The 18904-nt window shown below is 47.5% G+C and carries 1 protein-coding gene; it reads right to left on the reverse strand.

The window, feature by feature from the left end; translation table 11 throughout:
* Positions 1–87: 87 nt before the first annotated feature.
* Positions 88–18904: tandem-95 repeat protein (locus ACED41_RS14595; RefSeq protein WP_371725188.1), on the reverse strand; the 18817-nt coding region annotated here is incomplete at its 5' end.

The following is an 18904-nucleotide window of genomic DNA, read 5'->3' on the forward strand; positions in this document are numbered from 1 at the left end:
GGCTTTAATGAGGGCAACTTTACGCTGCCCTATCTCCTTGTTGGCTTAGACTAAATGTCGGTTTAGACTAAAACTAAGCTCTCTCGATTAAATCGAGCTTTGGTCGAAGTCGTTGCCTTGATCAGTTCCAGTTTGAGAATCTGAATCGAAGCTTCCAGAGTCGTCCGTGAAGTCAACACCTTGGTCTTGACCACCTGAACTTGTCCAGTCGCTGCCACCAGATTCCATACCCGCCATGTCCGGTTGCTGTTCTTGCGTAGAACCTTGCATGGTGTATTGATCATCGACCTCAACTTCAACAGAACCGCTAGCACCGTCTATTGAGCTACCCAATTCGTCGTAACCTTGGAATTGGATCTCGCTAGTACCTTCATAACCTTCTGGAAGTTCAACGGATACAGGCTGCTCTAGGTTGCCACTGATTGTGAAGCTACCATCACCGTTATCCAGTGCGTTGCTCACAGTAGCGCCCTCAGGTAAGCCAGACATATCAGCGTAATCAACCGATTCGTTACCACTCACCTCATCTGGAATCGAGATAGAGATGGTATCGCCCGGTGCCGCGGTTACATCGGCTGTACTGTCTTCAGTTTCAGCATCTTGAGCTTGGTCATCAGCTTGTTGAGCCACTTCCACTTGTTGCTCTTCTGTTTCTTGAGCAGCTTGGACTTGTGGTTCATCACTTTGTACTGAATCATCTTCAACTTGGATGCTTAAGCTGTGACTTGATACTTCACCGCCGTCGTTAACTTCAACATTCATCGCTAAATTGCCATCGAAGTCTTCGTTCGGCCAGTAAGTCCACTCACCTTCACCTGATTCGGCAAAGAAGCCAGCATCGTTCGCGTCTGCAACATCAACAACTTGTGCAGAATCACTCACGCCTAACTCATCCACCAGCTGTGCATCCGTGATAGTTAGTGAACCATCATCAGCTAAGGCATAACCTTCGCTCGCCGCAGCTTCATCTCCGCCTTGGATATCCACATTGAAGAAGCTTTCGATGCGATTCTCGCCATCGGTCGCTATAAACCCAACTTGAACATCTCCGGTGTAGTCTTCAGCAGGTGTGAATTGATAGTTACCTTGGTTATCGCTCTCAATTACGCCCTGACCTTCCATCAAGCTTACTGACTCAATGCTCAAACTATCGCCTTCTGCATCGCTCAGGTTCGCTAACATGTCTTCATCAGTGAACGACAAGGTTGCATCCGCTGCGATTTCCGTCGTTGTGATGCTGTTAACTTCTGGTGCTGCATTCTCTTGTGAGTCGCCTTCTTTCACGACTACGCCAGTTTGCTCATCATGAAGCACGCCATCTTTATCAACTACGTACGCAATGTCTGCTTCGCCCGTGAAGCCTGGTGCTGGTGTGAACGTCCAAGTGCCATCGCCATTATCGACAATCTCACCTTGGCTGCGGTCGGCAAGATGAACCAGTTTCACTTCATCATCGCTGTCTGCATCCACATTCTCAGCCAAAGCAATTAGGTCGTCCGCCGTTAGGATGATGAAATCACCCGCCACAGTTTCGAAATCACCTGAATCGATACCATCATCAAACGCTTCCGGCTCATCTCCGTATTCAACCGTTGTTGCGCTTACGGTTACGAAGAACTCACCATGGAAGTCTTCAGGCGGCGTCATTTGAATGTTTGAGATATCCCAGTCGAACAGGTCGATGTATTGACCCGGCTCGGTGATCATCACGGTATTCACACCATCTGTTACCTCGAATCCAACAGGGAAACCTGTCATCACCAAGTTACTTAGTGTTTCTGAATCATCGACTAGGCCAACGTTCAGTCCCAAGTGACCCGTTTCATCTTCGCCGAAGACTAATGGACCGTCATGGTCAGTTGAAATAACCGCGCCATCTGCGACAGGACGTACGTACACAGGAACATCGAGAACCGTTTCGAACTCACCGTCACTCACGACAACTTGTAGGTCAGAAACACCCGCAAAGTCGCCTGTTGGTGTGAATGTCCAAGTACCATCACCGTTGTCTGTAACTTCTCCGCCATCTTCACCGTCTGCGGTGATAATGCGAGAAACAACAAGGTCTGCGGTATCAATGTCACCGAACAAGTTCATCAAGTCGCCAGCATCGAAGGTGAACGCGCCATCTTCGTTGGTGGTCATCATTGCGTTGCCGACGTTGAATGGTGCGTCGTTAACCGGAATGACATCCACATTCAGCGAGCCATCAACCACTTCTTCACCGTCAGTCGCTTGATAACCGAGTTCTACTAAGCCATTGAAGTCTTGAGTAGTCACTAAGTGATACATGCCGTCTGGTTGCTGAGTTAAGGTCGCGTTCGCTGGAGCTCGAACTGTGATGCTCTCAATGCTGATCTCGTCGCCATCAAGGTCTGTCACTTGACCCGCGATGTATGCAGGGTCAATCACCATGAACACATCTTCTTCGCCTTGCATCTCAATCATTGGTGCTTCAGGTGCATCATTCACTGGCGTGACATCGATGTTGCCGTCGACTGAAATTGTCTCTTGGCCATCGCTAACGTTAAACGTCATTGGCACATCGCCATTGAAGTTTTCGTTTGGTGTAAATGACCAAGTACCATCTTCGTTATCTAGCAACTCACCCAAGCTAGGGTCGATTTGTAGACCAGAAGCCGACAGCTCGTCTGCGGTGTTATCGATGTCGGTAGCTTGAGCTAACAACATGTCTTGTGTGATAAGAATGGTGCTGTCTTCGGCTGTGGTTAGTTTCACATCCTCAGATTCAGGTCCATCGTTCACAGCCAGAACTTCGATACCTGCCGTTGTTGTTGCCGTTGCACCGTCATCATCGGTCACGACCACATCTAGGCTGATATCACCATTAAAGTTCTCGTTTGGCGTGAAGGTCACAGACCCATTATCGTTTTGAACCAAGGTGCCGTCAGAGCCTGAGTAAGTCACGCTTTCAAGTGACACTTCACCATCAACGTCAGAGCTATTAGCAATTAACTGCTCAGGGCTGATTGTGATGGTGCCATCTTCGTTCATTTGGTAAGACGTAGAACCCGCTACCGGCGCATCGTTAACATCCGTTACCGTCACACCAATATTGGCATCGACTGTCTCAGTGCCATCAGTCACTGTGAAGCCAAGGTTTACATCGCCATTGAAGTTCTCGTTCGGAGCAAAGCTATAAGTGCCGTCACCGTTGTCAGTGAACACACCCTCTGTGCCCGTGTAAGACACATCAGTGATAGATAGGTCATCACCATCAATATCCGCAGCGCCTGCTAATAGGTCAGCGTCAGTGAAGGTTAACGTACCATCTTCCTCAACGGTAAAGCTCTGGTCAGCAGCCGTTGGTAAGTCGTTCACTGGGTTAACGGTTAGGTCTACGCCAGCTTGGACTGTCTCGATACCGTCTGAAACATCGAAGCTTAGGTCTATGTCGCCGTTGAAGTCAGCATCCGGAGTGATAGTAAATGAACCATCATCGTTCGCTGTTACAGTCGCATTGTCACCTGCAGATAGGTTGCTTGCGGTCAGTGCATCACCATCAACGTCGGATGCGTTAGCCAGCAACTGCTCTTGAGATAGCGTAATTGAACCATCTTCATCAACCGAGTAAGCCACGTTTCCGGCCACTGGTGCGTCATTAACAGCAATAACTTCAATACCAGCGGTGGTTTGAGCCGTTGCACCGTCGTCATCAATAACCGTCACATCAAGGTTGATGTCGCCGTTAAAGTTTTCATTTGGTGCGAACGTTACCGAACCATCTTCATTTTGAACCAAGATACCGTCTGCACCTGAGTAGCTCACGCTATCAAGCGACACTTCACCGTCCACATCGGAGCTATTAGCAATCAACTGCTCAGGGCTCAATGTGATGGTGCCATCTTCGTTCATTTGGTAAGACGTTGCGCCTGCCACTGGTGCATCGTTAACGTCTGTTACCGTTACGTCGATGTTAGCATCGACCGTCTCTGTACCGTCAGATACTGAGAAGTCTAGGCTTACGTCACCGTTGAAGTTCTCGTTCGGTGCAAAGGTGTAGGTTCCATCGCCATTGTCGGTAAACACACCCTCTGCGCCAGTGTAAGACACGTCGGCAACTGAAAGCTCATCACCATCAATATCAGAAGCACCTGCTAGCAGTTGCTCGTCCGTAAAGGTAAGCGAACCGTCTTCTTCAATGGTGTAAGCGACATCTTCTACAACTGCGATGTCATTCACTGGATTCACAGTAAGGTCAGCCGTTGCAACAACCGTTTCAGTACCATCAGAAAGGTCGAAGCTTAGGTCAATATCGCCATTAAAGTCAGCATCCGGGGTAATGGTAAATGAACCATCATCGTTTGCCGTAACGGTCGCGTTATCACCGGCGGTTAGGTTGGCAGCGGTAAGATCATCGCCGTCCACATCCGATGCTTGAGCAAGCAGCTGCTCTTGGCTTAGTGTGATTGAACCATCTTCATCCACTGAGTAAGCCAAGTCACCTGACACTGGCGCGTCGTTAACCGCGATAACTTCAATACCCGCAGTGGTTTCAGCCGTTGCACCCTCTTCATCAGCAACGGTGACATCTAGGCTGACATTGCCGTTGAAGTTTTCATTTGGTGCGAAGCTGTAAGTACCATCACCATTGTCAGTAAAGATACCGTCTGCGCCTGAGTAGGAAACGTCGCTAACGGATACATCACCTTCAATGTCTGAGCTGTTCGCAAGAAGCTGTGCTTCAGAGATGGTAATCACGTTATCTTCGTCAACGCTGTAGGTCGTTGAACCTGCAACTGGCAAGTCATTAACGGCAATGACGTCGATACCTGCGGTTGTTTCAGCGGTTGCGCCATCTTCATCCATAACAGAGACATCAAGACTGATGTCACCGTTAAAGTTTTCGTTTGGAGCAAAGGTGTAAGTACCATCACCATTATCAGTGAATACACCATCAGTGCCGCTGTAGCTTACATCGCTGACAAACACTTCCCCTTCAACATCCGAGCTATTCGCTAGAAGTTGTGCATCGCTTAGGGTGATACTGCCGTCTTCTTCAACACTGTAAGTCGTAGAACCCGCTACCGGTACGTCGTTGATTGGAACCACTTGAACATCAATATTCGCCGATACAACATCTGTACCATCACTCACATCGTAAGTTAGGTCGACATTACCATTGAAGTTCTCGTTTGGAGCAAAGGTATAAGTACCGTCGCCGTTATCCGTGAACACACCGTCTGTACCTTCGTAGTTAACCGACTCGACAGAAAGGTCATCGCCATCAATATCCGTTGCACCAGCCAATAGCTGTTCATCGGTAAAGGTCAGCGAACCATCTTCATTAATGGTGTAGTCGTGGTCGTAAATTACAGAAAGGTCGTTAACTGCTGTTACGGTCACGTCTAGTTCCGCTGGAGTAACCCCACCGTTGCCATCGTCTACGTTGTAGCTAATCGAGAATTCACCATTGAAGTTCTCTTCCGGTGTAATGGTGTAAGTACCATCACCATTGTCAGTGATAAGAGCGTTCTCAATGGAAACATCTCCAACACTTGGTTCGTTACCACCCGTTTCACCAGAATCATCACCTTCCTCGCCGGTTAGCAATTCAGAGATATCAATGCCGTTTTCATTCGCGAGCGCTTCTTCTGCCGTTGGTAAATCAAACGCATTCTCGCTGCCTACATCTTGGCTTGGAACAATAACGCCGTTCACGATATCAAATACATGCCAGTGGTCACCCGATGGGCTTTCAGATAAATCAGGGCTAAAGGTTTCAACCAATGTATCGCCAACAAATACCTGAACCTGTACATCTTCAACACCATCTACATCCCAACTTCTGCTGGTGTAGTTGTGTACTGAATAGTGCATGTCAGCATCTTGATAATTTGGAATAGTGATGGTTTCAGGACCACCGCCATTCGTGTCATCTACATCTTGCTGAACGACATTACCTTCACCCAAATCATGGCTCATGTCGCGATAGTAAATATGGTCTAGCTCACTGCCATTCTCTGTATCGTAGAGCCATAGGTGGTTGTCCATATCACGTGGACTGTCACCCCATGTGACCACGATACGCATATCTGTTTCTTCAAGGACTTCAGATATTGCAGTCACGCCACCATTGGTATCTTCGCCTGCTGGAACTAGGAAGCTGCTAGTAATTGAGCCTTCTTGTTCAATCGTAACGGTACCTTGGTCAACAACTGGACCGCTCACAGAGTAGTTACCAGATTGATCCGTCTCCGCTGTGTAAGAATGACCTGCGTTGTCGGTTAGCGTAACATCCGCACCTGCGATTGGATTGCCAGTTTCAGCATCCAACACTGTACCGGTTACGGTTGTTTCATCGCCCTGCTCTCCGATAATTGCGGTCATGTCATCGTCTTCGATGTCAGTCGCGAATTGTAGGAGCTCTTCTTGAGTAATGGTGTATGAACCGTCTTCTTCAATGGTTATCGCCACATCAGCAGAAACAATTGGCGCGTCGTTAACTGGGTCAACGGTTAAGCCTAAGTTAGCGGCAATTGGTGTGTCGCCATCGCTGATGCTGTAGGCAACATCGATGTAGCCATTGAAGTTTTCGCTTGGAGTGATTGAGAACGTGCCATCGCCATTGTCGACAATCGTTGCATCGTCGCCCACTAAGGTTAAGTCGGAAGCGACAAGGTCATCGCCCTCAATATCAGCGGCATTCGCAAGTAACTGCTCCTGCGTGATAGTGATGACATTATCTTCATCAACGTTCGCATAAACATCAGATGTCGTTGGCAAGTCGTTGACTGGGTTTACCGTCAGATCGGCGTTCGCCACAATCGACTCGGTGCCGTCCGAAATATCAAAGCTTAGGTCGATATCGCCATTGAAGTTCGCATCTGGCGTTACCGTAAAGGTGCCATCGCCATTATCAACAACGGTTGCATTATCGCCTGCGCTTAAGTTGCTTGCGGTCAGATCATCGCCATCCACATCAGATGCTTGAGACAGCAACTGCTCTTGAGTCAGAGTAATCGAACCATCTTCATCAATGCTGTATGCCAAGTCACCCGATACTGGTGGATCATTAATTGGAAGAACATCAATACTTGCGCTGGTGGCTACTGTCGCACCGTCTTCATCTGTCACCACTACATCGAGGCTAACATCGCCATCGAAGTTTGCGTTCGGTGCAAAGCTGAATGTGCCGTTGCCGTTGTCAGTAAAGATACCGTCAGCGCCTGTGTAAGTAACACTATCAATCGCCACTTCACCTTCAATATCAGAAGAGTTCGCCAACAGTTGCTCTGCACTGATGGTGATAACTTCATCTTCGTTGACTGAGTAGCTGGTTGAGCCTGCGATTGGCGGATCGTTCACCTCAAGTACGGTGATTCCCGCGGTGGTCGCTTCTGTTGCCCCTTCTTCATCGGTAACAACAACCGCTAAGCTCACATCACCATTGAAGTTCTCGTTTGGCGAGAAGGTGTAAGTGCCGTCACCGTTGTCTTCGAACACACCGTCACTGCCAGTGTAAGTCACGCTATCAATCGCAACCTCACCTTCAATATCTGAAGAGTTGGCTAATAGCTGTTCGTTACTGATCGTGATTGAGTTGTCTTCATGCACAGTGTAAGACGTGCTACCCGCCACTGGTGGATCGTTCTCAGGCGTCACGCTCACATCAATGTTGGCTTGAACCGTATCCGTGCCATCTGACACATCAAAGCTGAAGTTCACATCACCATTGAAGTTCTCGTTTGGCGCAAAGCTGTAGCTTCCGTCACCATTGTCGGTAAGCACACCATCAGCACCAGTGTATGTCACACCTTCGACTGTTAGGTCATCACCTTCAACATCCGTCGCACCCGTTAACAGGTCAGCGTCAGTGAAGTTAAGAACCCCATCTTCACCAATAGTGAATGCTTGGTCTTGTGGCTCTGGCGCATCATTGACAGGTGTTACCGTCAAGTCTAGGCCAGCCGCGACCATGTCTTCTCCATCGGTTACATCGTAACTAAATTCGATATTACCGTTGAAGTTTTCACTCGGTGTAATGGTGAAGCTGCCATCGTCGTTCATTTGAACGGTCGCATTTTCATCATTGGTAGTTAGGTTGATTGCTGATAAATCATCACCATCAATGTCAACAGCGTGCTCTAGCAACTGCTCTTGAGTTAGCGTGATGCTGTTATCTTCGGCTGTAACGGCACTAATATCACCGTCAACTTCTGGAGCATCGTTCGCAGGTGAGATGTGAATCGTCACGTCTTGCGTAGCTGTTGCGGTTGTACCGGTATCAACATCTGTTGATGTTGCATTCACAGTTAGAACCACATCACCATTGAAGTCACCTGAAGGGATAAACTCTAGCCCTTCTAGCTCGCCTGGTTGCAATGACCAAGTGCCATCACCGTTATCGGTACCTGCAGAAAGCGAGCTGCCTTCTGGCACGTCTTCAATCAAGATAGCAAGGTTTTCTGAGCCATCGGTATCTGTTAGAGCTGCATCAATATCAAGTGGTACAGGTGTGTCTTCAGTACCAATGATTTGGTAATCCGCGTCAGACACTGTGATTTCGATGTTGTCGATACCAAACGCCTCGTCATCGACGCTTTGATTCAGGGTTGAACCGAAGCCAAGTTCAAGTTGGCCGTCTTCTACTGGCACCGTTAGGTTGATTTGATGTGCTTGGTCATTCCAACCACTGAAGCCCTCACCTTGCGATACGCCGTGAACCACTTCGCCGACTTCATTTCCTTCTGAATCGTAAAGCGTTGTTGTGCCATCTTGAGTACGGAACGCAGAATTATCTAATGTCGTTAGCTCTTCGCCGCCGACAAAGATTTGGAACGACTCACCATCCCAAGAATCAATTTCGTAGAAGTTGAACGAGATATTAACTTCGCTCACATCACTTGGAATGTCGTAAGTTTTGCTGACGGCTTCATCACCGCCCGTTCCACCAATACGACCTAGCATGTCACCCGACTCGAAGCCTTGAGAGCTTTCTGTGCCTGTATTCCAACCGTTTGAGCCAGACTCGAAGTTGTCTGAAGCAATCACTAGGTCAGAAGCAATCGACAGCTCTGGCATATCAACCACAGATTGAACATCAATCGTCGCTTCTGCTGGTACTGTCGCGGTACCGTCATTCACGTCGAACGTCACATTCACATTGCCGTCGAAGTTTTCATTCGGTGCGAATGTGTAAGTGCCGTCGCCGTTATCAACCAAAGTACCGCTATCTGAAGCCACATTTTCAACCGATAGGTTATCACCATCAATGTCGCCCGCATTTTGCAGCAGTTGTTCTTCTGTGAAGGTAAAGCTGGTGTCTTCTTGAGTCACAAATTGTGGCTCACCGACTGTTGGCAGGTCATTAACTGGGTTAACCGTTAGGTCAGCCGTTGCTTGAAGCGTCGCATCGCCATCGGTAATGTCGAAGTTCAAATCAATGTCGCCATTGAAGTTAGCATCTGGCGTGATAGTGAAACTACCATCATCGTTTGCTGTAACTGTCGCATCACCACCAACGGTTAGGTTAGCCGCTGTTAAGTCATCGCCATCAACATCACTCGCTTGAGCAAGTAATTGCTCTTGGCTCAAGGTAATTGAGCCATCTTCGTCCACGCTGTACGCCAAGTCGCCCGATACCGGAGCATCGTTAACAGGCAGAACATCGATGCTTGCGTTGGTCGCTACAGTTGCGCCTTCTTCATCAGTAACGACAACATCAAGGCTTACGTCGCCATCGAAGTTAGCGTTAGGTGCGAAGCTGAATGTTCCGTCACCATTGTCGGTAAAGATACCGTCTGAACCTGTGTAGTTAACGCTATCAATCGCCACTTCACCTTCGATATCAGAAGCGTTTGCCAACAGTTGCTCTGAACTGATGGTGATAACTTCGTCCTCGTTGACTGAGTAGCTGGTTGAGCCTGCGATTGGTGGATCGTTCACCTCAAGTACAGTAATACCCGCGGTGGTCGCTTCAGTTGCGCCCTCTTCATCAGTTACGACAACATCAAGGCTAACTTCGCCGTTGAAGTTTTCGTTTGGTGAGAAGGTGTAAGTACCGTCACCGTTGTCTTCAAAGACACCGTCAGCGCCAGTGTAAGTCACGCTATCGACGGCCACATCACCTTCAATGTCAGAAGAGTTAGCAAGTAACTGTTCGTCACTGATGGTAATTGAGTTGTCTTCATGAACGGTGTAAGACGTGCTACCTGCAACCGGTGGATCGTTCTCTGGTGTCACGCTGACATCAATGTTGGCTTGAACTGTATCCGTGCCATCTGACACATCAAAACTGAAGTTCACATCACCATTGAAGTTTTCGTTTGGCGCAAAGCTGTAGCTTCCGTCGCCATTGTCAGTAAGAACACCGTCGGCACCTGTGTAAGTCACGCCTTCAACTGATAGGTCATCCCCATCGATATCGGTAGCACCTGTTAGCAAGTCTTCATCTGTGAAGTTCAAGATGCCGTCTTCGCCAATGCTGAACGTTTGATCTTGTGGTTGTGGAAGGTCATTAACTGGATTAACGGTTAGGTCAGCCGTCGCAACGAGCGTGTCTGTACCGTCGCTAATGTCGAACGTTAGGTCAATGTCACCATTGAAGTTCGCATCTGGCGTAACGGTAAAGCTGCCGTCATCGTTAGCAACAACCGTCGCGTCTCCATCAACAATCAAGTTAGAAGCAGTAAGGTCGTCGCCATCTACATCACTCGCTTGAGAAAGAAGCTGCTCTTGGCTCAAGGTAATCGAACCGTCTTCCTCAACACTGTATGCAAGGTCGCCTGATACTGGTACATCGTTGATTGGTAATACATCAACCGTAATAAACGTATCAACCTGAGCGCCGTCTTCATCTTGAATGGTTACATCCAATTGAACTTGGCCGTTGAAGTTTTCATTCGGAGCGAAGCTACATGTACCGTCACCATTGATTGAGAAGATACCGTCTGGGCCATCGTAGTTGATCTCAACAAGCTCAACATCACCTTCAATATCAGAAGCGTTCAACAGAACTTGAGACTCATTGAAAGTCAGTACTGAATCTTCATCGATGGTGTATGACGTAGGGCCAGCAACTGGCGGATCGTTCACCTCAAGGACAGTAATACCCGCCGTTGTTGCTTCAGTCGCTCCATCTTCATCCGTCACGACAACATCTAGGCTAACTTCGCCATTAAAGTTCTCGTTTGGCGAGAAGGTGTATGTACCGTCACCGTTGATTTCCAGAACACCGTCGCTACCACTGTAAGTCACGTTATCAATTGCGACTTCGCCTTCGATATCCGAAGAGTTCGCTAGCAGTTGTTCGTTGCTGATTGTAATAGAGTTGTCTTCATGAACCGTGTAAGACGTACTACCCGCAACCGGAGGATCATTCTCTGGCGTCACGCTCACATCAATGTTAGCGGTTACCGTATCGGTTCCATCTGATACATTGAACGAGAAGTTCACATCGCCATTGAAGTTTTCATTCGGCGCGAAACTGTAGGTGCCATCGCCATTATCGGTTAGGACACCATCTGCGCCAGTGTAAGTTACACCTTCAACACTTAGGTCGTCCCCTTCAATGTCCGTTGCACCTGTTAATAGGTCTTGGTCATTGAACGTTAACACGCCATCTTCGCCGACTGTGAATGCGTGGTCTTGTGCTGCTGGACCGTCATTTACTGGTGAAACTGTTAACTCAAGGTTGGTAGAGACAACATCATCACCATCAGACACATCAAACGTAAAGCTCACATCGCCATTGAAATCAGCATCTGGCGTTAATGTGTACGTACCATCACCGTTATCGGTAATCGTAACGCTCTCATCATCGGTTGCTAAATTCAGAGCCGTCAACTGATCGCCATCTAAATCACGCGCATTAGCCAATAAGTCTTCTTGCGTAATGATGATTGAACCATCTTCTTCAACCGTTGCAGAAACCGGAAGTGCTTCAGGTGCGTGCTCAATGTGCGCGCCTGTCGCGTTAATGTAGATGGTTTGAGATACCGTTTCAGAATCATCATTCGATAACTCTGTCGCAGTTGCGGTTACATGAACTTCAAGCTGCTCATTGAAGTCTTCTGGTAACTGGATTTGTAACGCATTTTCGATAGCCGTTGTTGGTAAGTTCACCGTACCATCAGGGCCAACCGTTACTTCACCGCTGTAGATTTGGCTGTTCACTTCACCGACATCGATTGTGAAGTTGAAGTCAGAATAGTCAGCATCTCCGCCGCCATACAAATCTTCAAATCCGTAAACCAGCTCGCCGTCTTCATTAACCGTAGTACGAGTATGTTCGATACCATCTTGGTTTAGCTGAGAGCTTGAACCACCATGAAAGATCGCGTCACCATTCTGGCCTTGAATCACTGTCTCGGTTCCATCAGCAGCCACAAAGACAAGTTGAGGATCAACCGTATCCATGCTCGCAGGCGAACCATCCTCAGCACGGAACTCGTACTGACCGTCTTGCATCGCATCAAAGTCGTTGTGCTGATGTCCGTTTGGAATTAAGAACAGGTTAAAGCTCTCACCTTCCTCGACTTGGAAGCTGAATTGATCTTGCCCTGGAACAAGGTCGCCGCCACCACCAACTTGTGATGCGTTTTCGTAAACAACTTCAACACCTGTGATGTTGCCGTCTTCGTCTACTTTGTAGTAACCCGCAGCGTTTTGGTAGCCAGCCGTCTCACCTTCAAACGTTACTGTGATTTCAGTGTCGTTGTAACTGGTGATACCGTTCTCTTGGTCATTCAGAACGCCTTCGTTATCGTATTGAATAACCGAACCTTCTGGCACACCATCTACTGTAACAGTGAGTGTTTCAGACAAGTCTTGGTCGACAAGTGCCGCAGCAATGTTCAGTTCAACAATACCGCCTGGCTCAACCAAAATCGCCTGGTCGTCGACGTTAACACCATCACCATCCGTGATAACTAAGTCAGGCGCATCAGCAACTGCTTCAATGTGAACATTAATGTCTTGTTCAACTTCATCCGTACCGTCTGTCACAGTAAAGCTGAACTGCAGATCACCACTGAAGTGCTCTTCAGGAACGAAGCTGAACGTGCCATCGCCGTTGTCGGTTACTGTGCCTTCATCACCAGAGTAATTGATGCTGGTAACGCTTAGGTCGTCGCCATCAATATCAATTGCAGCATTCAATAGATCTTCTTGAGTGAACAGGATGCTGCCATCCTCTTCGATGTGGTACATTCCTGGAGCAACAATTGGAATGTCATTCACCGGATTAACGGTCAATGTCATATCATTAGACGTGCTCAGCTCACCGTCGCTCACCTCATAAGTGAATGCAATATCGCCATTGAAGTTCTCTGAAGGTGTCACTGTGTACGTGCCATCACCATTGTCTACAATGCTGGCATTTGGATCGTTAGTTTCAAGCGCGCTTGCAAACAACTCATCGCCATCTTGGTCGCTCGCGTTCTCCAACAACATTTCTTGTGTAACGAGGATTGAACCATCTTCGTCGACATCTGCCACCATTGGCGTCGCTTCTGGCGCATCGTTGACGAACTCAACTTTTAGGTCGATGTTTGCGGCAACCACATCAGTGCCATCGCTCACATCAAACGCTAAGTCAACGTTACCGAAGAAGCCCTGCTCTGGTGTTAATGTGTATGTTCCATCGCCATTGTCTGTGACTTCTACCGTGTCGCTTGCACTCGTCACATTCACAACTGACAGTTCGTCGCCTTCAATGTCTGTCGCTTGTGCTAATAGTTCAGCTTCGGTAATGGTAATCGCTTGACCGTCTTCCGTAGTGAAAGACATGTCAGGCACGTCTGGAGCATCGTTGATAGGGTTTACGGTTAGGTTGAGGTCAGCCGCAACAGTTTCGATCGCGTCAGTGACATCATAAGTAAACTCAATCTCACCAAAGAAATCTGCACTTGGTGTAATAGTGAAGCTACCGTCTGGGTTTTCTACAACAACCGCATTTGGATCGTTGGTCGCTAAGTTAACGGCTTCAAGGTTGTCGCCATCGACATCCGTCGCATTCGCTAACAGATCCTCTTGAGTGATAGTGATTGAACCATCTTCATCAACAGCGGCTTCAATTGGACCACCAACCTCTGGGCCTTCATTGACAATTTCAACGTCAACTCTTGCTGTACTTGGTGCGCTTGCTTGGCCATCACTGATATCGAAAGTCAGATTCACTTCACCGTAGAAGTCTTCTGCAGGTTCGAAGGTAAAGGTATTATCACCGTTATCCGTTAACGTACCTTGCGTTTGGTCTGCAAGTAATAGGTTTTCGACATGAAGAATGTCGCCATCAACATCGGTAGCACCAGACAATAGGTCTTTCGCTTCGATGATCATGGAGCCGTTTTCAAGCATTTGGGTGTGCAATGGTTCACCCGGAACCGGCACATCATTGACTGGTACGACCGTTAGGTCTAGATGCGTTGCAACTTCATCAGTTCCATCAAACACCTTGTAGTCGATGTCGATTTCACCATTGAAGTTTTCATTCGGCATGAAGGTAAACGTACCATCGCCGTTATCAACTAGCTCACCGTTATCACCACCGTAAGTGATGTCAGAAATAGACAGCGTATCGCCTTCCACATCTGTGGTGTTCGCTAGCAAGTCATCTGCACTGAACGTGATACCTTCATCTTCATCTGTCGATAGAACAATCGGGCCAGAAACGATTGGCGCATCATTTACTGATTCGAAATTGATATTGATGATATTGCTGTCTGTCAGCTCACCATCGGTAACTTGGTAACCAAGTTCGATTTCACCATGGAAGTTTTCATCCGGTGTTACCGTCCAAGTGCCATCACCATTATCGGTGAGTGTTGCATGCTCTGAGTTTTCACCCACTAGCTCTAGATTTTCAATATCAAGGTCGTCGCCATCAATATCAGATGCTTGCGCCAGTAGTTGCTCTTCGGTAATCACAACCGAAGCAAACTGGGCAGAACCATCGGTATCGACAGTAATATTCGGAAGATCAGCCGTTAACTCGATTTCGTTGTCACCCGCATGGATATTCAACTCAACCGTTTCAGTAATCTCTGAGCCATCTACACCAATCGATGTAAACACCGCTTCATCATGACAAGTTTGTGACACTGTCATGTTTTGAACGACGTAAGTACCATTACCTTGCACGGTACCGAGCTCAAAGTAGGACACTGGTTGATCAACCGTTAGCGTGTAATCTGTCTCGAAAGTACCACGGTCTTCTTTGTGGTAAGTCATCGAGTCAATTAGGTCGCCATCCTCATTGAACGCTTTGATTTCTACTTCTGTAAAGTGACGAGACTCTTCCATGAACCAGCCACCCAAACCATCTAGGTGGAAACTGATTTCATTGATGTCTTGACCTTCAACTGAAACCGTCAGTTTCTCATCACCACTTAAGCCTTGGCGGTCAGTATCACCGATACCATGACCAATGTGGGTGTTGCCATTCCAGGCACCAAGAGGGTCATCGTTACTTTGAACAGTTACCGTTAAGTCACCATCTGAGAACTCACGCGTATAAGGGTCAACTTCTGTACCCCAATCATCCACACTCGCGTTATCGTCAAACGTACCGATTTGTGTGGTGTGTGTACCTTCAGCAAGAGCATCTTCACTTGGAACAAAGCGCACTTCGGTATCTGCAGGAACTTCTTGTCCTACTTCCAGTACCACCCATTCGTCATTAACATTTGCTTCAATGATGCCGTTTTCTGGCGCTTGGTCTAAACGTAGTGCTGGTTCTTCACGAAGTGTCACACCAACTGTTTGGTCTTCTTGCGCTTGGATGAAGATTTCATCGCCCGCTTCTGGCGCATCGTTGACAGGGTTAACCGTCAAGTCGAGTGTCGTCAGAACTTCATTCTCACCATCACTGATGCTGTATGTGAAGTCCAACTCACCATTGAAGTTTTCTGTGTGCGTAATAGTGAATGAACCATCGTCATTAGTAACAATTGTCGCATCTGGATCGTTGGTTTGTAGGTTAGATGCCGTTAACTCATCACCTTCAACATCGGTCGCATTAGCGAGTAACTGCTCTTGAGTAATGGTGATTGAATTATCTTCATCGACTTCAGCCTGAATTCCCGAAGTTTCAGGTCCGTCATTCACAGCGATAACATCGATGCCAGCGGTTGTGGTTGCGGTTGCACCGTCTTCGTCAACGACAACAACGTCTAGTGAAATATCACCATCGAAGTTTTCATTTGGCGTAAAGGTGTAAGTACCATTGCCATTATCAACAAAAGAGCCGTCATCACCGGAGTACGATACTCCAGACAGTGAAACATCACCTTCTACATCGGAAGAGTTTGCCAATAATTGCTCATCACTGATCGTGATTTGGCCATCTTCTTGAACTGTGTACGATGTTGAGCCCGCTACTGGTGGGTCATTCTCAGGCGTTACGCTGACATCAATAACAGCTGATGTTGAATCAGTACCGTCAGAGACATCGAATGAGAATTGAACATCACCATTGAAGTTCTCGTTTGGAGCAAAGCTATATGTGCCGTCGCCATTATCGCTAAGAACACCATCTGCACCTGTGTAGAGTACGTTTTCAATCGACAGTTCATCACCATCAATATCCGACGCACCTTCAAGCAGGTCAGCATCGGTGAAGAGTAACGTACCGTCTTCTTCAATCGTGAACTGTTGATCTTGCGCTTGTGGCAAGTCATTAACCGGATTCACGGTAATGTCTAGGCCAACTTGAACTGAACCACCATCGTTATCGATGATATCGAAGTTCAGATCTAGGTCACCGTTGTAATCTGCGTTCGGTGTGATGGTGTAGCTGCCATCATCATTGTGTTGGATGGTCGCATTTTCATCAGTAGATAGATTGATAGCTTCTAAGTTATCGCTATCGATATCACCTGCTCTTGCTAGCAATTGCTCTTGGCTTAGCGTGATGGAGCTATCTTCATTGATGGTGTAAGCCAAATCGCCCGATACTGGCGCATCATTGATTGGCAATACATCAACGTTAATGTGTGTTTCAACCGTTGCGCCATCTTCATCTTGAATGGTCACACCCAGTTGAACCTGACCATTGAAGTTTTCGTTGGGTGCAAAGCTGCATGTACCATCACCATTTACAGTGAAGATACCGTCAGAGCCATCGTAGTTAATGCCAACAAGTTCTACATCGCCTTCGATATCCGAAGCATTCACAAGAATCTGAGATTCACTGAACGTCAGAACCGAATCTTCGTCAATGGTGTATGACGTTGGACCCGCAACTGGTGGATCGTTCACTTCAAGAACGGTAATACCTGCTGTGGTTTCATCAATTGCACCTTCTTCATCTGCAACAATCACATCAAGGCTGATATCACCGCTGAAGTTTTCATTAGGAAGGAAGGTATAGCTGCCATCGCCGTTATCTTGGAACACACCATCAGTGCCACTGTAAGTCACAGTATCAACCGACACCGCACCTTCAATATCCGAAGAGTTAGCTAGCAACTGTTCATCAGAAATTGTGATGGCATTGTCTTCATTGACCATGTATGAGGTTGAACCCGCAACTGGCGGATCGTTCTCAGGAGTCACACTCACATCAATGTTAGCGCTAACGGTTTCTGTGCCATCAGACACATCGAAACTGAAGTTCACATCGCCATTGAAGTTTTCATTTGGCGCAAAGGTATAAGTACCATCACCGTGGTCGGTCAGTACGCCATCACCACCTGTATAGCTAATACCTTCAACGGTTAAGTCGTCGCCATCAATATCGGTGGCACCGGTAAGTAAGTCGGCGTCTGTAAATTGAAGCGTACCGTCTTCTGCGATACTGAATTGTTGGTCTTGAGGAACCGGCAAGTCATTAACTGGGTTAACAGTAAGATCGGCGGTTGCTTGAACCGTGTCAGTACCGTCAGTGATGTTGAATTGAATATCAATGTCACCGTTGAAGTTTTCATCTGGCGTAATCGTGAAACTGCCGTCATCGTTAGCTACAACCGTCGCATCACCACCAACTGTTAAGTCACTTGCGGTTAGATCTTCGCCTTCTACATCGGACGCTTGAGACAACAGCTGATCTTGGCTCAGTGTGATTGAACCATCTTCGTTAACGTTGTAAGCCAAATCACCAGACACTGGCGCATCATTGATTGGTAATACGTCAACATTGATGACGGTTTCCACTTCTGCACCATCTTCATCACGAATGGTGACATCAAGCTGAACTTGGCCATTAAAGTTCTCATTTGGAGCGAAGCTGCAAGTGCCGTCACCATTTACTGAGAAGATACCCTCAGGGCCATCGTAGCTAATACCAACAAGATCAACATCCCCTTCTACATCTGAGGCGTTAAGCAACACTTGAGACTCACTGAAGGTAAGTACTGAGTCTTCATCAATGGTGTAAGACGTAGGGCCTGCAACCGGCGGATCGTTCACTTCAAGAACATTGATGCCCGCGGTCGTTGAGTCGGTCGCACCATCTTCATCAGCAACAACCACATCCAGTGCAATTTCACCGCTGAAGTTCTCATTTGGCGAGAAGGTGTAAGTGCCGTTACCATTGATTTCGAGGACACCGTCGCTACCAGAGTAAGTCACGCTGTCTATCGATACATCACCTTCAATATCTGAAGATGTTGCCAATAGTTGTGCATCAGAAATGGTAATCGAATTATCTTCATTCACCGTGTAGGACGTTGAGCCCGCAACAGGCGGATCGTTCTCAGGAGTCACGCTAACATCAATGTTTGCAGACACGGTATCGGTACCGTCTGACACATCGAAGCTAAAGCTCACATCACCATTGAAGTTTTCGTTTGGAGCAAAGCTATATGATCCCTCACCCAAGTCAGTCAGTACGCCATCAGTGCCTTCATAAGTGATGCCCTCAACCGTCAGGTTATCACCTTCAACGTCTGTCGCGCCTGTAAGCAGATCCGCGTCTGTGAACAGTAAAGTACCGTCTTCT

The organism is Vibrio sp. 1F255 (genome assembly GCF_041439145.1).
Classification (GTDB): Bacteria; Pseudomonadota; Gammaproteobacteria; order Enterobacterales; family Vibrionaceae; genus Vibrio; species Vibrio crassostreae_C.